The sequence below is a fragment of the Streptomyces sp. BHT-5-2 genome (genome assembly GCF_019774615.1).
Taxonomy (GTDB): Bacteria; Actinomycetota; Actinomycetes; order Streptomycetales; family Streptomycetaceae; genus Streptomyces.
Window position 1 is genome coordinate 2,763,053 of sequence record NZ_CP081496.1, and the last position, 18,222, is coordinate 2,781,274.

18 protein-coding genes and 1 pseudogene are annotated in these 18,222 nt (G+C 68.5%); 11 read left to right on the forward strand and 8 right to left on the reverse strand.

Annotated elements, in window-relative coordinates; all coding sequences use genetic code 11:
* Window positions 1-277: 277 nt before the first annotated feature.
* Window positions 278-1,060, reverse strand: a complete 783-nt coding sequence (gene nagB / locus K2224_RS12290) for a glucosamine-6-phosphate deaminase (protein ID WP_221906601.1) — start codon at window positions 1,058-1,060, stop codon at window positions 278-280.
* Between the two features lie 252 nt (window positions 1,061-1,312).
* Complete coding sequence (locus tag K2224_RS12295; RefSeq protein ID WP_221906602.1) at window positions 1,313-2,086, reverse strand: SDR family oxidoreductase; 774 nt, start codon at window positions 2,084-2,086, stop codon at window positions 1,313-1,315.
* 136 nt (window positions 2,087-2,222) lie between these two features.
* Here K2224_RS12295 and K2224_RS12300 point away from each other — a divergent pair, with 136 nt between their 5' ends.
* Together K2224_RS12300 and K2224_RS12305 are read left to right on the forward strand one after the other, a co-directional pair.
* Window positions 2,223-2,849, forward strand: a complete 627-nt coding sequence (locus tag K2224_RS12300; protein ID WP_221906603.1) for a TetR/AcrR family transcriptional regulator — start codon at window positions 2,223-2,225, stop codon at window positions 2,847-2,849.
* 376 nt (window positions 2,850-3,225) lie between these two features.
* Window positions 3,226-4,698: a sensor histidine kinase gene (locus tag K2224_RS12305; RefSeq protein WP_221906604.1), complete on the forward strand. Its 1,473-nt coding sequence runs from the start codon at window positions 3,226-3,228 to the stop codon at window positions 4,696-4,698.
* 167 nt (window positions 4,699-4,865) lie between these two features.
* On the opposite strand, the gene K2224_RS12310 is transcribed toward K2224_RS12305, so the two are convergent.
* Window positions 4,866-5,123: a WhiB family transcriptional regulator gene (locus tag K2224_RS12310; RefSeq protein ID WP_003983230.1), complete on the reverse strand. Its 258-nt coding sequence runs from the start codon at window positions 5,121-5,123 to the stop codon at window positions 4,866-4,868.
* Window positions 5,124-5,442: 319 nt separating this feature from the next.
* Window positions 5,443-6,426, reverse strand: a complete 984-nt coding sequence (locus K2224_RS12315) for a diacylglycerol kinase family protein (RefSeq protein ID WP_221906605.1) — start codon at window positions 6,424-6,426, stop codon at window positions 5,443-5,445.
* Between the two features lie 93 nt (window positions 6,427-6,519).
* On the opposite strand from K2224_RS12315, the gene K2224_RS12320 reads away from it, so the two are divergent.
* Window positions 6,520-6,981, forward strand: a complete 462-nt coding sequence (locus K2224_RS12320) for a hypothetical protein (protein WP_221906606.1) — start codon at window positions 6,520-6,522, stop codon at window positions 6,979-6,981.
* 346 nt (window positions 6,982-7,327) lie between these two features.
* Here the strand turns inward: K2224_RS12320 and K2224_RS12325 are convergent, their stop codons facing one another.
* From K2224_RS12325 to K2224_RS40400, 3 genes and pseudogenes are all read right to left on the reverse strand, one after another.
* A complete protein-coding gene (locus tag K2224_RS12325; RefSeq protein ID WP_221909620.1) occupies window positions 7,328-8,293 on the reverse strand; it encodes an RNA polymerase sigma factor SigF in 966 nt (321 codons plus the stop codon).
* Between the two features lie 43 nt (window positions 8,294-8,336).
* The gene (locus K2224_RS12330; protein ID WP_221906607.1) at window positions 8,337-8,750 is read right to left on the reverse strand and encodes an anti-sigma regulatory factor; all 414 of its coding nucleotides are present in this window, start codon (window positions 8,748-8,750) and stop codon (window positions 8,337-8,339) included.
* A 306-nt stretch (window positions 8,751-9,056) separates the two neighbouring features.
* Window positions 9,057-9,203, reverse strand: a pseudogene (locus tag K2224_RS40400) (GNAT family N-acetyltransferase); the annotation flags it as partial.
* 90 nt (window positions 9,204-9,293) lie between these two features.
* Between K2224_RS40400 and K2224_RS12335 the strand changes: the two are divergent.
* From K2224_RS12335 to K2224_RS12360, 6 genes are all read left to right on the forward strand, one after another.
* A complete protein-coding gene (locus K2224_RS12335; protein ID WP_260692553.1) occupies window positions 9,294-10,952 on the forward strand; it encodes a recombinase family protein in 1,659 nt (552 codons plus the stop codon).
* A gap of 273 nt (window positions 10,953-11,225) precedes the next feature.
* Window positions 11,226-11,453: a hypothetical protein gene (locus K2224_RS12340; RefSeq protein WP_221906609.1), complete on the forward strand. Its 228-nt coding sequence runs from the start codon at window positions 11,226-11,228 to the stop codon at window positions 11,451-11,453.
* Window positions 11,450-12,892, forward strand: a complete 1,443-nt coding sequence (locus tag K2224_RS12345) for a phage/plasmid primase, P4 family (RefSeq protein ID WP_221906610.1) — start codon at window positions 11,450-11,452, stop codon at window positions 12,890-12,892. The genes K2224_RS12340 and K2224_RS12345 overlap by 4 nt, the downstream gene beginning before the upstream one ends.
* 401 nt (window positions 12,893-13,293) lie before the next feature.
* Entirely contained in the window at window positions 13,294-13,545 is a 252-nt protein-coding gene (locus tag K2224_RS12350) for a hypothetical protein (RefSeq protein WP_221906611.1), read from the forward strand.
* Entirely contained in the window at window positions 13,538-13,960 is a 423-nt protein-coding gene (locus K2224_RS12355; protein WP_221906612.1) for a hypothetical protein, read from the forward strand. The genes K2224_RS12350 and K2224_RS12355 overlap by 8 nt, the downstream gene beginning before the upstream one ends.
* Window positions 13,961-13,990: 30 nt before the next feature.
* Window positions 13,991-14,833 (forward strand): phage major capsid protein, encoded by an 843-nt coding sequence (locus K2224_RS12360; RefSeq protein WP_221906613.1) that lies wholly within the window; start codon window positions 13,991-13,993, stop codon window positions 14,831-14,833.
* 825 nt (window positions 14,834-15,658) lie between these two features.
* Here K2224_RS12360 and K2224_RS12365 read toward each other — a convergent pair.
* Window positions 15,659-16,765, reverse strand: coding sequence for a helix-turn-helix domain-containing protein (locus tag K2224_RS12365; protein ID WP_221906614.1), 1,107 nt, complete (start codon window positions 16,763-16,765; stop codon window positions 15,659-15,661).
* Between the two features lie 653 nt (window positions 16,766-17,418).
* On the opposite strand from K2224_RS12365, the gene K2224_RS12370 reads away from it, so the two are divergent.
* Window positions 17,419-17,901: a hypothetical protein gene (locus K2224_RS12370; RefSeq protein WP_221906615.1), complete on the forward strand. Its 483-nt coding sequence runs from the start codon at window positions 17,419-17,421 to the stop codon at window positions 17,899-17,901.
* Window positions 17,902-17,933: 32 nt separating this feature from the next.
* Window positions 17,934-18,194 (forward strand): hypothetical protein, encoded by a 261-nt coding sequence (locus K2224_RS12375; protein ID WP_221906616.1) that lies wholly within the window; start codon window positions 17,934-17,936, stop codon window positions 18,192-18,194.
* Window positions 18,195-18,222 lie beyond the last annotated feature (28 nt).

Below are 18,222 nucleotides of genomic sequence, written 5' to 3' on the forward strand. Positions count from 1 at the left end.
AACCCCTCACTCCCCGCCCGCGTCGGGGGGTGCCCCCGAAGGGCGGCCCTTGACGCGGGCACCCACCCCTTGACGGGCAGCCGTTCCGACGGGCCGTGCGTCCGCACCGGCTGCCCCCTACGGGCGGACGCGCCACGGCTGCGGGGCGCCGCCCGGCGGGGCGGGGCGACCGCGTGGGGCGTGTCGCCCCGCCCCGCGATGCGACGAGGGCCCGCACCCGCGCCGCTCCCGCCAGGGCCCGGCACCGGTACGGGCCCTCGGGCCGCGGCGGTTCCCCTCAGAGCCCCTGCCACTCCGGCTTGGCGGCGTAGGTCGCACGGAAGTACTCGGCCAGCTTCAGCTTGGACGCCGCGGCCTCGTCGACGACCACCGTCGCGTGCCGGTGCAGCTGCAGCGCGGAGGCCGGGACCAGCGCGGCGACCGGGCCCTCCACGGCCTGGGCCACGGCGTCGGCCTTGCCCTCGCCGGTGGCGAGCAGCACCAGATGGCGGGCCTCCAGGATGGTGCCGATGCCCTGGGTGATGACGTGGTGCGGCACCTCCTCCGGGCTGTCGAAGAAACGGGCGTTGTCCTCCCGGGTCTGCCGGGTGAGGGTCTTGATGCGCGTCCGCGAAGCCAGCGACGAGCAGGGCTCGTTGAAGCCGATGTGCCCGTCGGTGCCGATGCCGAGCAGCTGGAGGTCCACCCCGCCGGCGTCGCGCAGCGCACTGTCGTACGCCTCGCAGGCGGCCTGGACGTCCTCCGCCGTGCCGTCCGGACCCATGAACGCGCTCTCGTCGAGCCCCAGCGGCCGCACCACCTCGCGCAGCACCACCGAGCGATACGACTCGGGGTGCCCGGCGGGCAGACCCACATACTCGTCGAGCTGGCAGATCCGGGCCCGCGAGGCGTCCACCGCACCGGCCCGGACCTTCGCCGCCAGGGCCTCGTAGACGGGCAGCGGGGTCGAGCCGGTGGCCACGCCGAGCAGCGCCTCGGGCTTGCGCCGCACCAGGGTGGCGACGGCCTCCGCGATGAGCTCGCCGCCTGCGGCGGCGTCCGGGACGATGACAACTTCCACGCTTGGCCTGCCGTTCTGAAGAATGGGCTATGTGGTATAGACCAATCTAGCAGAGGCGGGCATACGCGACCCCGTTGCACCCCTGAACAAAACCGCACGTTTTCCCCACCGCATCCCGTCGCCCCGATGACCGGCCAGGTGACCGGATCGACGGCCGGACCTACGGCCGGAACGTCGATGGGGGCGGTGGCGAGTACGGCGACGGGCGCGGCCACCGGCACGACCGGACGCCGCCGGCGGGATGCCGCCCCGTCAGAGCAGCGCGCCGCCGCTGCCGTCTATCCACTGGCTCGTCACCCACCGGCTGTCGTCCGAGGCGAGGAACGCCACGATGTCGCCGATGTCGGTCGGGTCCGCCACCCGCCCCAGCGGAGAGCGTGCACCGGTCGCCGTGCGCGCCACGGCGTTCTCCTCGCCGCGCAGCCAGGCGGCGTTCATGTCGGTGTCGACCGCGCCGGGGGCCACCGTGTTGACCGTGATGCCGCGGGGGCCGAGCTCCAGCGCCAGCGAACGGGTCAGCACATCGACCCCGCCCTTGGACATCGCATAGGCGAGCAGTTCCGACTTGGCGGCGGTGTGCGTGAGCCCGGTGGAGACGTTGACGATCCGTCCGCCGTCCCGCAGCCGGGACAGCCCCTGCTGGATCACGAAGAACGGTGCGGTGGTGTTGACCGCGAAGAGGTGCTCGACGTCGTCGCGCGTGATCTCACCGAAGGGGCGGAGCGTGCCGTCCAGCGCCTTGTTGATCCCGGCGTTGTTCACCAGGATGTCCAGCCCGTCGGCCTGCTCGTCGAACGCGGCCCACAGCGTCTCGGCGTCGCCGGGCACCCCCAGCTCGGCGCGCAGCGTGAACGCCTCGCCGCCCACCGCCTCGATCGCCGCGGCCGTCTCCTTCGCCGCCGTCGCATCGCTCCCGTAGTGCACGCCGACCCGTGCGCCGTCCCGCCCCAGCCGCTCCGAGATCGCCCGGCCGATTCCCCGGCCGCCGCCCGTCACCAGTGCCGTCCTGCCGCTCAGTGCACCCATCGTGAACCCTCCCCTTGTCTGTGCGCCCGTGCCTCCGACCCGCACGCGCGCCGGTCGTCCGGCAAGCACTTCTGTAGTGCTTGCTACATAAAAACCGTAGCACGCGTTTCTTATCGACCGCTATAGAATTCACTCCATGGTGGCCAAGGAGACCAAGCAGCGCGGCCGGCCCCGGTCGTTCGACCGGGACACGGCCCTGGAGAAGGCGATCCGCTCGTTCTGGGAGCACGGTTACGAATCCACGTCCATCGCCGACCTCACCCGCGAGATGGGGATCAGCGCCCCCAGCCTCTACGCCGCCTTCGGCGACAAGCGGGCCCTGTTCGACGAGGCGATCGCCGTGTACGTACAGCTGTACGGCGGCTTCATCTCCCGTGCGCTGGCCGAGGAACCGACCGCCCGCCGCGGCGTCGAGCGGGCCCTGCGCGAGGCCGCGGCCGAGTACACCGTCCCCGACCGCCCGCGCGGCTGCATGGTCATCAGCGCCGCACTCAACACCGGGCCCTCCTCCGCCGAGGTCGCCGCCTCCCTGCGGGAGAAGCGGCAGGCCAACGCCCGGGAGATCGCGCAGGCGATCCGCGCCGACATCGCCGCCGGCCGGCTCCCCGCCGACACCGACGCCCGCGCGCTCGCCGAGTACGTCAGCACGATCATCGCGGGGATGTCGCAGTCCGCCCGGGACGGCACGGACCGCGCGACACTGGAGGCGGTCGCCGAACTGGCCATGCACGCCTGGCCGTCCAGGACGGGGGAGCGGGTCTAGGGCATCGGCCCCTTGGGGGAAGTCCCCGGAAACACCCGCGGGCCGCGGCGCCGGGACAGGACCCTCAACCTGTCCGGCACCGCAGCCCGGAGCTGACATCGGCCGGCCCCGTACTACGGACGGGAGGTGCCCCCTGTGCGGTCGGGGGCACGGCCCCGTCCCGGAACCGGTCGATCGGAGGCCCGGGCGCAGTCAGGGCAGAGAGCGCCGTGGGCCTCGATCCGCCCTCCTGTGCGGGGAGAGCGGAAGCTTCTGCACTCCGGTTCTTCCCGGAGTGTGCCGCACCGCACATTCTGGACTGGACCATTCTTGTCTGTCCATGGCCGTGCAGGCACAACACATACCGTACGCCGGTAGGCTCCGAGGTGTGCCCTCGATGAACGATCTCGTGCGCCAGCACACGGCCCTGAGCGACTCCGACCTGGAGTGGCTCCATCTGCTGGTGTCGGAGTGGCAGCTGCTCTCCGACCTCTCCTTCGCCGACCTCGTCCTGTGGGTCCCCACCCTCGACGGCACCCGATACGTGTCGGTCGCCCAGATGCGTCCCAACACCGGACCGACCTCCTATCAGGACGACATGGTCGGCCACCTCGTCCCCCGGGGCCGCCGCCCGATGCTGGACTCCGCCCTGGACGAGGGCCGCATCGTGCGCGAGGGCGACCCGGAGTGGCGCGAGGAGGTGCCGGTGCGGGTCGAGTCCATCCCGGTGCGCCGCGAGGGCCGGGTGCTCGGGGTGATCGCCCGCAACACCAATCTGCTGACCGTACGGACCCCCAGCCGGCTGGAGCTGACCTACCTCCAGAGCGCCTCCGACCTGGCCCAGATGATCGCTGCCGGAACGTTTCCCTTCCCCGGCCAGCAGGTCGACATGGACGCCTCGCCGCGCGCCGGCGACGGCCTGATCCGGCTCGACGCCGACGGCGTGGTCCAGTACGCCAGCCCCAACGCGCTCTCCGCCTACCACCGGCTCGGCCTCGCCGCCGACCTCGTCGGCCACCACCTCGGCCAGGCCACCGCCGAACTCGCCCCGGCCCGCGGCCCGGTGGACGAGGCACTGGTCAAACTGGCCAGCGGCTGGGCCCCGCGGGAATTCGAGGTCGAGGGAAACGACGGGGTGATCCAATTGCGGGCCATCCCCCTCAAACCCAAGGGCACGCATATCGGTTCGCTGGTTCTGCTGCGCGATGTGACCGAACTGCGGCGCCGCGAGCGGGAACTGATCACAAAGGACGCCACCATCCGGGAAATCCACCACCGGGTGAAGAACAATCTCCAGACCGTCGCCGCCCTGCTGCGGCTGCAGTCCCGCCGGATGGATTCCGTGCGCGGCCGCGAGGCGCTCGACGAGGCCGTGCGCCGGGTCGGTTCGATCGCGATCGTGCACGAGACGCTCTCCCAGACGCTCGACGAACGCGTGGAGTTCGACGAGATCGCCGACCGGGTGCTGGCCATGGTCGCGGAGATCGCCCCGGGCAAGGTGACCCCCCGCCGCACCGGACGCTTCGGCATCCTGGACGCCGAGGTGGCCACCCCGTTGTCGATGGTGCTCACGGAGGTGCTGCAGAACGCCCTGGAGCACGCCTTCGACCAGGAGCAGCACGGCACCGTCGAGGTCGCCGCGGTCCGCGGCGGCAGCCGCACCGAGCCCCGGCTGCTGGTCACCGTCCAGGACAACGGTCGCGGCCTGCCGGAGGGCTTCGATCCGCACCGCGCCGGCAACCTGGGCCTACAGATCGTACGGACCCTGGTGGAAGGGGAGTTGGGCGGCACGTTCGACATGGTCCGCCGCCCCGAGGGCGGCACCCGGGTGCTCCTCGACATCCCCGTACGCGCCGAGAAGCAGCACTGAGGGCAGCCCGTCGGGCGGGGCCGGGGACCCCGGACAGCAACAAGCCCCGGACCGGGTTCGGTCCGGGGCTCAAAGCTATTGCGATGCGATTACGACCGGGTCTCAGCTCCGGGCGGGCATCGAAGGTACTGCGCGCTGCGGCTCTCGGGGGCCACGGGGCGGCTGGCTCAGGCGCTGGCGTTGCGCGCCCGGTTGCGAGCTGCACGGCGCTTCATCGCGCGGCGCTCGTCCTCGCTCAGACCACCCCAGACGCCCGAGTCCTGGCCGGACTCGAGCGCCCACTGCAGGCACTGCTCCATGACGGGGCAGCGGCGGCAGACGGCCTTGGCTTCCTCGATCTGCAGCAGCGCGGGACCGGTGTTGCCGATGGGGAAGAAGAGCTCGGGGTCTTCTTCGCGGCAAACGGCGCGGTGACGCCAGTCCATGGCTGCTCCATCTCCTCGTGTGACGGGAACGTGCTTGTGAATGTGAACGCTTTCACGAATCCCTCCACAAGGGAAGGGCCGAAAGCCAGTCAAGGACTGGTGCGGTCCTGTGGGATGAGGAGGAGGATTCGGGCTCTCAAGGGGGCCGGTAGAGCGGCCGTCCCGATCGCCATGAAGAGACTCGCAAACCTCGGCGGCGGATACAACCCCTTCCGGAAACTTTTTTTTGATTCCTTGGTGTCGCCTAGCTCACAGCCGTCATTCCAGGGGGTGGAAGCCAGTCTAAACGTTCGAGTGAAAGGACTTTAGGCCCTACTGCTCACACAATCACACGCAGTGCACGGCGAACGCCTGTGAACGTCACACTCGTCCGCAGTCCCAGATGGTCACCGTCCATCTGGAACGGCAGTGGAACCTGCGAATGCAAGGTGAAGTCCGTGAGGTCGTGGAGGGAGAGGACGTGCTTGCCCCGTGGGCCGCGCTCCGGTGTCGACGCGAGGAGTTGGGAGGCGTAACGGGTCACCGCCGGCACCGAGAACTTGTCCAGCGCGAAGAGGTCCAGCGCGGTGTCGAAGGACGCCTCGGGGGAGGGGTAGATCGGACGGTTGCCCAGATACGACCAGGGGGCGGTGTTGCAGATTATGGACATCGTGAGGTTCTCGGTGACCTCCGTCGTGCCCGGCTCCGCACCCGGTCGCTCGAGCGTGATGGTGCCCCGGCGGCGGTTGGCCTCGCCCAGGAACTGCCGGACGACCTGGCGCACGTAGAGGGAGTGCGTGGACCGCTTGCCGCGCTCGCGCTGCTGCTCGACCCGGCCGACCACGCCCGCGTCGAAGCCGAAGCCGGCGCAGAAGGTGAACCAGCGGGACGGCACCCCCTCGTCCGGGGTGCCCGGGGTTCCGGCCGCCAGGCCCAGGCCCACGGTGCGCTCGCTGCGGTCGCGCAGCGCGTCCAGCAGGGCGCCGGTGGCCTCCACGACGTCGTTGGGCAGGCCCAGGGCGCGGGCGAAGACGTTGGTGGAGCCGCCGGGGACCACCGCGAGCCGGGGGTGCGACTCGGGGTCGGGGCCGGTCGTCAGCAGACCGTTGACGACCTCGTTGACCGTGCCGTCGCCGCCGAGCGCCACCACCAGGTCGGTCTCGCCGCCCTCGGCGGCCTCCCGGGCCAGGTCGCGGGCGTGCCCGCGGTACTGCGTCTCGGCGACCTCCAGCTTGAGATCGCTGGCCAGCGCGTGGGCGAGTACTTCACGGGTACGGGCACTCGTGGTGGTTGCAGCGGGATTGACCACGAGAAGTGCGCGCATGTGCAGCAGCGTACCTACCTGCCGGTACCGGCCTCACCCCTGTCCAGGGTCCGGGCGCGACCGGCGCCAGGGGCCCGGCGCTACCCTGCTGGGGTGACCAGTCAGCAGAAGCAGTCCCCGAAGCGAGCCGCCGGTACCCCTGCGGTGCCCGAGCCGGACGGCCCGCGGCCCGCCCGGCTGAGCGCCGCCGCGGCGCTCACCGCCGTCGAGGGTCTGGCGCTGGCCGCCCTCGGCGCGTACATGCTGATCAACGGCCTGGTCGGGGCGCCGGACAGTCCGCAGCAGGCGGAGATGGGCGGGGTGACGATCCTGGCGCTGGCGGTGCTGCCGCTGGTCGCCGCGCGGGGGCTGTGGCTGCGCCGGCGGTGGAGCCGGGGGCCGTCGCTGATCACCCAGATCGTGGCGCTGCCGGTCGCCTGGACGCTCGTCAAGGGCGGTGGGGCGCTGATCGCCGGCGGGGCCGCGCTGGCGGTGGCGGCGGTGGTCGTGCTCGTCCTGCTGGTCAACCCGACGGCGACGGCGGCGCTCGGCATCGGGCCGCGCGAGACGCCGTAGGACGCGGGGCGGGGCCGGGGGCTGAGGCACGTAGGGGAGGGGCGAACGGATCCCGTAGGGGATGCGAGCGCCCCCTACGGGGCCACAACGGGGTCGGGCGGCGAGATATTCCGAGGAGTGGGGAGGAGCGGGGCGGCGCGTTGCCCATGGGTGGGCCCCGCGGGGGCGACCGGGGGTCCCGGGGTGGGGCGAACGGGCGTCCCGCGGGGTGGTGAGCGTTTCCGCGGAGTGGACGGCGGGTGTTCCCGCGGGGCGGTGTGAGAGGGGGCCCGCGGGTGGGGCGGAGGGGGGTCCGCGCCCCACCGGGGAGGGGGCTGCGTTCCAGCGGGATGGGCTACGGGGTGGGTTACTCCTCGACGAGGAGCTTGTCGCGGAGTTGGGCCAGGGTGCGGGCCAGCAGGCGGGAGACGTGCATCTGGGAGATGCCGACCTCCTGGGCGATCTGCGACTGGGTCATGTTGCCGAAGAACCGCAGCAGCAGGATCTTCTTCTCGCGCGGCGGGAGGTCCTCCAGCAGCGGCTTGAGGGACTCGCGGTACTCCACGCCCTCCAGCGCCTCGTCCTCCGCGCCGAGGGTGTCGGCGACCGCGGGGGACTCGTCGTCGGTGTCCGGGACGTCGAGCGAGAGGGTGCTGTAGGCGTTCGCCGACTCCAGGCCCTCCAGGACCTCTTCCTCGGAGATCGACAGGTGCTCGGCCAGTTCATGGACCGTGGGCGCCCGGCCGTGCCGTTGGGACAGCTCGGCGGTCGCCGTCGTCAGGGACAGCCGCAGCTCCTGGAGGCGGCGCGGGACCCGGACCGCCCAGCCCTTGTCGCGGAAGTGCCGCTTGATCTCGCCCACGACGGTGGGCGTGGCATAGGTGGAGAACTCCACGCCGCGCTCCGGGTCGAAGCGGTCGACCGACTTGATCAGGCCGATCGTGGCGACCTGGGTCAGGTCGTCGAGCGGTTCGCCGCGATTGCGGAAGCGGCGGGCCAGGTGCTCGACCAGCGGCAGGTGCATGCGCACCAGGGTGTTGCGCAGCTCGGCACGCTCCGGGGAGCCGTCGGGCAGCTTGCGCAGCTCGTAGAACATCGCCCGGGCGCCGCCGCGGTCGTGCGGATCCTCCGGCGCCGGGGAGTGCCGCTCCACGGGCCGGTCGCCGGCAGTCGGCGGAACCTGCCGGTCCGCCTGCCGGCCCTGCTGCTCGCTCTGCTCCATGTGGTCCGCCCGCTCCGCCTGCTCCGCCGCGTCCAACCGGCCGCCGTGGTCGTCCGCGCCCGTCGGGTGCGGCTGGGCATGCTGCCCGGGGATGACCGCGCCCGCCGCCATCCTCGCGCCGCGTTCGAGATCTTTCACGGGGCCCCCTGTTCGGTCATGACGGTCCGGGACCGGCGCCGCGCTCCTTGTACAGACTGATGGTGACCGTGCGGTCCTCGGCGACGCTGGAGTCGACCTTGCCGGCCAGTGCCGAGAGCACCGTCCAGGCGAAGGTGTCGCGCTCCGGAGCGCGGCCGTCGGTCGTCGGGGCCGACACCGTCACCTGCAGCGCGTCGTCGATGAGCTGGAAGACGCAACTGAGGACGCTGCCGGGGACGGCCTGTTGCAGCAGGATCGCGCAGGCTTCGTCGACCGCGATGCGCAGATCCTCGATCTCGTCGAGGGTGAAGTCCAAGCGGGCTGCGAGACCGGCGGTGGCCGTACGCAGCACGGACAGGTAGGCACCCGCAGCGGGCAGACGGACTTCCACGAAGTCCTGAGTCCCGGGCTCGCCTGCGATCTGGGACACCCTCACCTCCAAGGTGGCACAAGCTGGTAGAGCTGGAATGCGTGTCGAAGCTCTTGCGCTTCGGATACTTCGCGTACTTCGGGTGTCCGTGCCGGACGGTTCTCCCGCGGGGTGCAAGGAGAACGATCCGGCGCGGCTCGTGGTTCGGCTGTGACGCTATCGCGATCTGCGGGCCGGTGTCGCCCGGAAGGAGCAGGGCAGCCGTCCGGACGACGACCACCGGCTCACCGACAGCACGTCTGTTACAGAGTGTAAAACCTCGGGCACGGACAGTGGTAGGGGTCGGTGCCCCCAAATCGAGGCCGATTACGCTCCGTTGGCGGGCGCGGTGTCCGCCAGCGCGTGCAGCGCATCTCCAGTGAGCCGGAAGACCGTCCATTCGTCCATGGGCCGGGCACCGATCGACCGGTAAAAACCGATGGACGGTTCGTTCCAGTCCAGGACCGACCACTGATCTTTGTGTGCCGTGCAAAGTCACGTTGCGTTGCGTGTCACGGCCCCCAGGGAACGGAGGCGAAACCTGGCACGAACGAAGCGGGAACCATGCCTCACACCGACAGTCATCCGGTCGTCGTCCTCTACCTACGGCTCTCTCATGATTCACATGTGTCCGACTCCCTGGAGGGCCAGGAAGCGGACTGCGTGCAGCGGGCCCGGGACCTGGCCGGGCCGGACGCGGAGATCAAGGTCTTCAGGGAAGTCGTCTCCGCATCCAAGGCCAAGGTACGTCGCAAGCAGTTCGACGCCATGACGGCCTACGTCCAAGAGCAGCGCCCGGCGTTCCTCATCGCCTGGAAGATCGACCGGGTGACCCGCCAGGGCATCCGCCAGCTTGCGGACATCGTGGAGCTGGTGGAGGACACCGGAGTCCGCTTCATTTCCCTGAAGGACAACCTGGACTCCGCCAACCCCGGGTGGGTCACCCTGGCGTCGTTCCTGGCGGAACAGGCCAAGGAGGAAGCCAAGAACATCCAGCTCCGTGTCTCCTCCCGCCAGCTCCGTGACCGGGAAAAGGGGCGGTGGACCAAGGAGCGGCCATTCGGATACGTGGTCAACCGTGACCGTCGGCTGGAGCCGCACCCGACAGAGGCAGCTGTCGTGCGCGGCATGGTGGAGGAGTACCTGGCCGGGGGAACGCTGCGGGGCATCGCGGCACGACTCACGGCGGAGGGTGTTCCATCCCTTCGGCACGCGAAGCGGACAGAACTGCTGGCGAAGCTCCGCGCGGCAGGGCGGGACGACGAGGCCGCCAAGATCGAGGAGACCCCCATACCGTTCCGCAACACGTGGGGCTTGACGACAGTCCGGCACATCCTGGCGTCACCGGTGCTGGCCGGTTACCTCGTTCACCGGGGGAACCTCGTCGAGGACTCCGAAGGCGAACCCATACGCGTGGCGGATGGCTTGATCACGGCAGCGGAGCACCGCCGCATCCTGGCCCGTCTCGACTCGCGCAAGACCACGATCCGGAAGCCGGGTAAGCGCACAGGCAAGGGCGCGTCCCCGGGACGGTCGGTGACATTCCTCCTTGCCGGATTCATTCGCTGCGGCGACTGCGGTGGCGCCATGGTCGGCAATCGGCGGAAGCCTCCGCGTCGCAGCTACTACCGGTGTATCTCTCAGCTGCACGGACACCCGTGCTCCGGCCGGAGCGTCGTGGCACCGGCCTTGGAGGCACTGGTGGCGGACTGCGTGCTGTCCAAGCTGGCAGCCATGGAGCCGGATGACCCGATGCTTCACGCGGTGGCACAACGATGGCTGAAGACTTACGCGCCGGAGTACGACGCGGAGCGGTCCGAGTTCGACGCCAAAGCCCACTCCCTCCGCACTCGTTTGGAGGCCCTGGAGATCGCCCGATGGGAGCGTGGAGAGTTCGACGACGCGGAAGGGGCAGCCCGCTACGACCGCTTGCGTTCACGTATCTCTGAGCAACTGGCCGCCGTGGAAGGTGCGCTGTCCAAACTTCCGGAACCGACCATCGACCTGTCCATGTTGTTGGACCCTGAGGAGGCCCAGCAGGCGTTGGCGGGCGGGGACGGCAAGGTCCTGGAAGCTCGCCGGGATGTGTTGGGGCTGATTCTTCAGCGGGTCTATGTAGTACGGGAGGAGGTAGGCGTCCGACCCGCGTGGGCTGGCGAGGAAGACACTTACGTTCCGGTGTGCTTCCGTGAAGAGCCGAATGAGGCGCGCGAAGCGGCGTAGCGCCGACACGATGCCCAAGGGCCCGCCCCATTCGGGGGTGGGCCCTTTTCGCTGTCCCGGTGTCCCGTCCCGCCGGGCGCGGCGTGCGGCGGGCTGTCACGGGTCCCTGTGTACGGGGATAGAAGCGGGAACAACTCGCCGCCCGCGCATTCAGCCGCCGGCCAACGTTCGGCGCCGGGTGTCACGCGCCCCAGTGAACGACATCGGTACGCGCTGTACGGGCGGCGAACACGAAGACAGGAACGACGAATGACGGGGAAACCACCGAGCCGAGTGGAACAAGCACACGCACGCATCACGGCAATGATTGCGTGGCTTGAAGACGCACTAGGGGATTTGACCACCGAAGACGGTTGCCTTATTTACGAGCAGATATTTTTCAAGGACCCGTACCCGGAATCCAGTAGCGGCGACAACGGCCGCCACCGGGAAAGGGAACGTACAGAACAACGTCGCAAGATTGCCGAATCTTACAAAGGCGACCAGGGGGAGCAGTGGTGACCACCGATTCAAAATGGCAGGACCGTCTGTCGAACAAGGACGGAATCCGTCACGTTGATTACGCCCATTTCTGCGCGGAGCGGTTCGATGGACGCGTGTGCTTCTCCCCGCAACTTGGCTGGATGCAGTGGAACGGGACCGCATGGGAGATAGGGCACAAGCAGGCGCCCGCCATGGATGGAATGACAAAGGTCAGCAACGGTCTACTCGCCGAAGCAGGCCAAGGCGGTGCCGACTGGCTGGCGGAAGCAGCGATGAACCTGCGTCGAGCACACCACCGCAAGGCGATCGCCACAGAACTGGAATCCCTCCCAGAATTGCATGTTGACGCTTCCTCCGTGGACGCGCATCCGCATTTGCTGACGTTCTCCAATGGGATCGTAAACCTGGATACTGGCGAGCTGCGCCCCGCGTACCCGGAATGCCTACTCACGCAGACCGCGCCGACGAACTACAACCCAGACGCTGAGTGTCCGCGCTGGCTGCAATTCCTGAACGGCGTGTTTCCCGGTCAGTCGGAAGTCATCGACTACATGCAAACCCTGATCGGGTACGGCATCACCGGGCACAACCGGGAGCACGCATTCGCCGTGTGGTTCGGGGACAAGGGTCGCAATGGCAAGGGAACCATTATTCGGGCTCTGAAAAATGTCTTCGGCCCCAGCATCGTCAAGGACGTGGATTTCAGCGTTTTCGAAAGGGGCGGGAATGCTCACACTGAGGACATAGCGCGGATAGGCACCGCCCGCATTGTCACGGCGTCCGAGGGTAGCGAAGGCGCGCCCATGAACGATGAAGTCCTCAAGCGCCACGCGGGCGGGGACTCTATTCAGGCTCGGCACCTATACCGGGAGACGTTTGAATACGTGCCCCGGTACCTGATCGTGTTGCTGTCCAACTACCTGCCCCAGTTCCAAAGCCAGGGCGCGGCCATCTGGTCTCGCGTGCGAGCCGTGGAGTTCACCGAGTCGTTCGCCGGACGGGAGGACCGCCACCTGGACGAAGCACTGGCCGCAGAGGCTGAAGGGATCGCGGCATGGTGCGTTCGGGGAGCCGTCCGCTACCACAGGGACGGGCTCAAGTCGCCAGAGGCAGTAAGCGCTACCACGCGCAAGCACAAGGAAGCTGTAAACCCGCTGGCGCCCTTGATTGACGACCTGTTCGTGTTCGACGCGGACGCCAAGGTCCGGCGGTCCGAGTTCAACCAAGCACTGAAGGAGTGGAAGGACGCCAACGGCATTGCCCGCAACCGCTTCACGCCGCAGTTCACCAAGTTCCGGCTAGCTGAGTCCGGCGTCCGGGAAGTCAAGACAGACGGCACCTGGCATCTCACGGGCATACGTCTGACTCCCGAGGACGGGGGCACCGCCGGGGTCAGAATCGCCCCCGTTGCGATTCTGAACTCGCCCGGTACGCCAAGGGTGTTCCCCGCTGCCTGAACCCCAGGGCAAAAAAGTAACCCTCTCTCAAACCCTCTTACGTGTATATGAGGGATTTGAAGAAAGGACACTTTTTTGCCCTGCTCGGCCGGAGCGCCGGAGACACCCTCTGGCGAACACCCGACAAGGGAACTAGGGACTTCCGGCCGGCTGGCCTATTCAGGAGTCACAGGACAGTGCCCTGCTTGCCCACTGCAGCGGGCCCTCAGCTAGTGGGCCAGCAGGGGGTGTCACGACCCCCAGTAAATGGTTTCAGAAGCAGGGCCCCGCTACGTAGGGGGTTCTCCATCCGGCGGCGTCCGGGTGCGCGCTCTGCGCTACCAACCGGCCACCCCACCTCGCGCTCCGGTACCCCCGGAGCGGGGGGTTTTCACATGCCTAGAACTCCCCCTGGAGGAACCGTGATTTTTGACCGCATCAATCTGACCCGGCGGGTCCTCGCTGCCCTTTGCGCCGCCCTGGATCTCGCACGCGAAGATGCCGACCATGCCGGTATTTCGGAAGTTTCCGCCGTACGGGAGAAGGTCGCGAAGGACCTTGGCGAAGTAGTCCGCAACGCCTTCAACAACGGCGGCATTACGGAGGCAGAGGCCAAGTTCGCCATGCGCCCGATCTACTCCACGGCGAACGAGGTGCACCACGGCGGTGTCTGAGCAGACCGAGACGACTGCAGGCGCCTCCCTGGCGGCTTCGGAAGCAGTTGCGACCCTGGCGGCATCCGAGACTGCACAGGACCCCGCAGACGGCGGCACAGCACCTGAGACGGAAGCGCTCCAGGGGCGTGTCCGGGAGCTGGAGGAGGAGCGGGACCGCCTGGCGGCCGAGAGGGCCGAGCGGGACCGCGCGGACGCCATGGTGGCCGTTGTACGCCGATACCACTACGTGACGCAGGAGATCGTCCAGGCTCTCCCCGAAGACTTCCCTGCGGACCGCCTGGAAGCCGTGGCGTGCGCCATCAACCAGGCCATGCATACGGCCCACAACCCGCCTGGCATCGGGCGCGGGGGCCTCACCCCGTCCGAGGAGCGCCGGGCCACCTGGGACGGCCTGTTCCGCTCCGCACTCTGATCACCTCAACTACCAAGCAAGGACAACTACTTGTCTCTTCTGACTACCACTCCCGGCGTAGCAGGCATCACCCCCGACGACTACGGCCCGCTGATCGTCCAGCCCGTGGAACGGGAAAGCGTCGCCCTCCAGGTCGCCAGCACGCTGAAGACGAGCAGCACCAAGGTTCATATCCCGATCGTCCACACCGACGCGGGCGCCTCGTTCGTGGCGGAGGGGGAAGAGATAGCCCCCACTGACGCCATGCTGGGAGAGCTGGAGGTCGTCCCCGCCAAGTGCGCGGGTCTGTCCATCGTGTCGTCCGAACTGGCGGAGGACAGCGACCCGGACGCGCAGAAGCTCGTGGGAGATGGGCTGGCCCGCTCGATCGCCGGGGCCCTGGACCGCTCGTTCTTCGGTGCCCTCTCCGCCCCGAACCCGGCGGGCCTGGAGGCCGTGGACGGCGTGGGCATCGTGGACGCTGGGGCCAAGTTCACCAACCTGGACGCGTTCCAGGAGGCCATCAACCGTGCTGAGGACGTGGGCGCCACCATCACGGCGTTCGCGGCGAATCCGGCAGACGCCCTGACTTTGGGCAAGCTCAAGCAGACCAAGGACAGCAACGTTCCGCTGCTGGGTTCCGATCCGACCGCGCCGACGCGACGCACGGTGTTGGGCGTTCCGATGTACGTCTCCAACGCGGTGACCGCCGGAACCGTCTGGGCGGTTCCCCGGGACCGGGTGATGGTTGTCATGCGCCGCGACGTGACCCTGGACGTTTCCAAGCACGCCAGGTTTACGCGGGACCAGGTAGCCATCAAGGCCACCATGCGAGCGGCACACGCCTTCCCGCATCCGGCGGCTATCCAGAGAATCAGCCTCAACAAGGCGTAAAGGAAAGGGAGCCGAATCCGCCATGGGCTCGGCTCCCTCCCTTTCATCCCGGGCGACGATCACGACCCGGCGAACCTTCAGGCTCTGTGCCGGTGGCATCACGCGCGGAAGTCCAGCGCGGAGGGCGCGGCGGCCAGGTGGAGGCGGGTGTCTAGGTGGAGGCCGGAGGGGCGGCATCCGGGGGAGCTGGGCTGAGCCAACAACATTGGGGCAGGTCCAGAACCTGACCGGTCCACCGGCGAGTGGAAGGTGCTTGCTCGCTCGCCCCAACGCAGGTCCACCGTAAAGGCGTTCCGCCGGCATCGCCTCGGGTAGGTTGTCCGAAGCTGTTCGAACCACGCTGAGCGACCAGGGGGCAATCTCGTGAACGAAGACGAGATCAGGCGTGCCGTGGCACGGGGGATTCAGGATTACGAGAGGACGCGGCCGAAGCCTAAGGGGCTCATCGCGGAAGCAGGGAGCGCCGCATGTGGCTGCGTTGCAATGTTCTTCGTGGCCTTGGTGATTCTAGGTGCCGTTGCGGCTTACAACAGGTAATGCTGGCTGACATCAATTGCACTGGACGCGAGAACACGGATACCCACCAGGGCAGTTGACAAGCAAGCCCTGGGGGTATCCCCCTCTGGGCTGGACGGAAGACCGAAGCGTGATAGCGGCTCGGAATCTGTACGGGTTCCAAGGTCGTCAGAGGGGGCCGAGTGCACCACACTCGGCGGTTGACCTACAGAGATGCCTAATAAACGGCAGGGCTCAAGCGCTACTAACGCACGTTTCAGCCCAAGCCCGGAAGAATTTGCGGAGCCTGCCCAATGTGCCTTCTTGCGATTAGGCAGCTTCTACTTCCGCCATGAGGAGCCGCAACGTAAGTGAGTGCTTTTCGGGTGGCAAGGCGTTCAGGGCACCCCTCGCGTACGCTGCGCCTCCAGCCTTGTCTCCCGAGCGGGCGAGCATGAGCCCCCGGTGCATCTCAAGGTGTGTTGCGAACCGGGGCAATGTGGCGGGCAGTTCCCTTCGCGCCGCGTCCTGCGCCGCTACCGCTGTGCCCTCGTCTCCGAGCCGCGCGGCCAGCAGCGAGACGAAGACGTTCATGCGCCACCACGGAACGGCGTAGTCCGAGGTCTGTTCGTACGACGCGGCCTTGTCGAAGGCGTGGCGTCCCTGGTCCATCAACTTCCGCGCCGTTGCGTGGTCGCCACGGATCGCCGCCGCATGGGCCTTGCCCATGATGGCGTTGAGGAGCCCCAGCGACGGCTTGTCGCTGATGGCCATTGCCTGATCGGCGAGTACGTCCGCGACTCCGAGGGAGGCGCCCTCGTACCCGAGTGCGATGGCCGCACGCCCCCGGACCCACACCCGAGCCTGATCGTCCCCGGATTGGTCGGCGGCCCTGGCGGCCATGCGGTACCAGTTCACGGCCTTGGAGCCGTCGGAGCCGGGGAACGTCTTGGCGTAGAGGGTCATGAGGCGGGAGGCCACGGACCAGAGGTGCGGGTTGTCCAGTTGTTGTTGGACGACGACGAGTTCACCGGAGACCCGTCGCTGAATGTCGGCGGCGCCGAGACTCATGTACTCGGTTCCGTAGGTGGCCAGCTTGTCTTCCCAGTCGTCTCCTGAAGGCCCGCCAGCGAGTCGGGCACTGAACCCTGCGGTCAGGAGGTCAGAGGCCACGAGAGGCGCTATGGCGGTCGCCGCCGCATCGGACAAGAACTTACGTCGCTTCACTTCACCCTCCAGCACGGCTAGGGGCACGTCGAGGACGGCCGAGAGGCACCGGAGGTAGAACGGCCCCGGTGTCACCTTGGAACGCTCCCAGCGGCTGATGTACTCCCGGTCCAGATTCGTGCCGAAGGCATCGTTGATCGCTGACGCCAGCCGTCCCTGCGACCAGCTGCGCGCTTTCCGGAGGTCCGTGATTAGTTCCCCGATGGCCATGCCCCCATGGTGCCCCTACAAGTGCCACTAGGTGGATCACCAATCCCCACTGGCAGCCCACTTGCCCCTAGGAATGCCCCTACGGCGTGTCACTGGGCGGCGGGATGCTCCGTGCACCGACACGCGAGGGGACGGCGAGAAGCCATGAGCAACCCGATTCGGTACAGCCAACCACCTGTGGAACTCCACCTGGACGCCTGGCTGTTGGACGGCGTCCCGGCGCCGAGCTGCAAGGTGTGCGCCGCTCTGGACTTCCAGCGGAGCCAGGCCCGGAAGCGGAACGATTGGGCATCTGCCTGCGCCGCTGCTCGGGAGATCAGGAATCACCGCCGGGGGCACGGCGAACCGTTGTGAACGTCGCCGGACCGCTTCCCCTGGCCGAATACGCCGGCCCAACTGCCCTGCGGCGGGCGGCCGGAAGTCCCCCGATCGGCAAGCCTTCGAGCACGGGCAGACGTGCCCGGCCTGAGTGGACGCGCTCAGGCTCCGGCTCCGGTCCGCCCCTTTACCGGGGTGCCGCCCTGGGCGGTGAGGGCACCCGCTTCGGCACCCAGGACAGCCGAAGCACCCAGACGCCCGCCCGGCTGCCGGAAGCCCTGGCAGGTCAGCAGCCGGGACGGGCCATCGGTGAACCACAACAAGGAGGCACGCACATGCGAGACGTACGCGCGTTACTCACCCCTGCCGCGTTCGGGGGTGTCGTCGCAACGGTTCGCGACAACAACCCCGGCATGGACGAGGCTACGGCGGTCCGGATCAGCACGGAAGCGCTGAAGTTCGTTCACACGGCGGCCAAGTTCCCCACTATGAGGATCACGCCGTCCAACGTGGTGGACGAGGGCTGGCACGCACTGATCCTGCACACCGGGCCGTACGCCAAGCTGTGCGAAGGGCTGGGGCGGTTCGTGCACCACTACCCGGAGCGACCCGACGCCCAACGCCACGACCCGCAGGCGCTCACGCGCACGGTGGCCCTGATCGAGGAAGCCGGACACCAGGTGGACCGCGACCTGTGGACGGGGCCGACCGAAGCCCTGGTCCCCGTGGCGGCCAACTGCTCCCACACCCCCAAGCCGGGAGGCTGCGGCCCGATCAACCCTGGAAACTGTGCCACGCATGGTGGCGACGGTGACTAGGCTCCCCGGACGCACGATGGAAGGGTGAGTTCATGAACGCGGAAGAGGCCCGCCTGGTGGATGTCACGCTCCGGCGGCTCGGCATCCCGGGAGTCGTCGCGCCGGAAGACCCGGAGCACGCGGCTGGCGACTGGCGTGTGTACGACAGCGCTGACTCGACCCGACGCAGGGACACCACCGCTGACGCCCTGGCGGCCGTCGTGGCGAAGTTCCGGGAGGCCAATCCCGAGCCCCCTGGGAAGCCGCAGGCCGGTCCCACGCGAGGCTTCATCATTCCGCCCAACGAGGACTGACCCGCTTCAACCGGCCCCGTCCGCCCGC

What these genes read in the sequence shown, in the direction of transcription:
- K2224_RS12295 (WP_221906602.1), bottom strand. Translation starts at nt 2,086, where the DNA reads ATGGGTGCACTGAGCGGCAGGACGGCACTGGTGACGGGCGGCGGCCGG.
- K2224_RS12300 (WP_221906603.1), top strand. Translation starts at nt 2,223, where the DNA reads ATGGTGGCCAAGGAGACCAAGCAGCGCGGCCGGCCCCGGTCGTTCGAC.
- K2224_RS12305 (WP_221906604.1), top strand. Translation starts at nt 3,226, where the DNA reads ATGAACGATCTCGTGCGCCAGCACACGGCCCTGAGCGACTCCGACCTG.
- K2224_RS12310 (WP_003983230.1), bottom strand. Translation starts at nt 5,123, where the DNA reads ATGGACTGGCGTCACCGCGCCGTTTGCCGCGAAGAAGACCCCGAGCTC.
- K2224_RS12315 (WP_221906605.1), bottom strand. Translation starts at nt 6,426, where the DNA reads ATGCGCGCACTTCTCGTGGTCAATCCCGCTGCAACCACCACGAGTGCC.
- K2224_RS12325 (WP_221909620.1), bottom strand. Translation starts at nt 8,293, where the DNA reads ATGGCGGCGGGCGCGGTCATCCCCGGGCAGCATGCCCAGCCGCACCCG.
- K2224_RS12335 (WP_260692553.1), top strand. Translation starts at nt 9,294, where the DNA reads ATGCCTCACACCGACAGTCATCCGGTCGTCGTCCTCTACCTACGGCTC.
- K2224_RS12365 (WP_221906614.1), bottom strand. Translation starts at nt 16,765, where the DNA reads ATGGCCATCGGGGAACTAATCACGGACCTCCGGAAAGCGCGCAGCTGG.
- K2224_RS12370 (WP_221906615.1), top strand. Translation starts at nt 17,419, where the DNA reads ATGCGAGACGTACGCGCGTTACTCACCCCTGCCGCGTTCGGGGGTGTC.
- K2224_RS12375 (WP_221906616.1), top strand. Translation starts at nt 17,934, where the DNA reads ATGAACGCGGAAGAGGCCCGCCTGGTGGATGTCACGCTCCGGCGGCTC.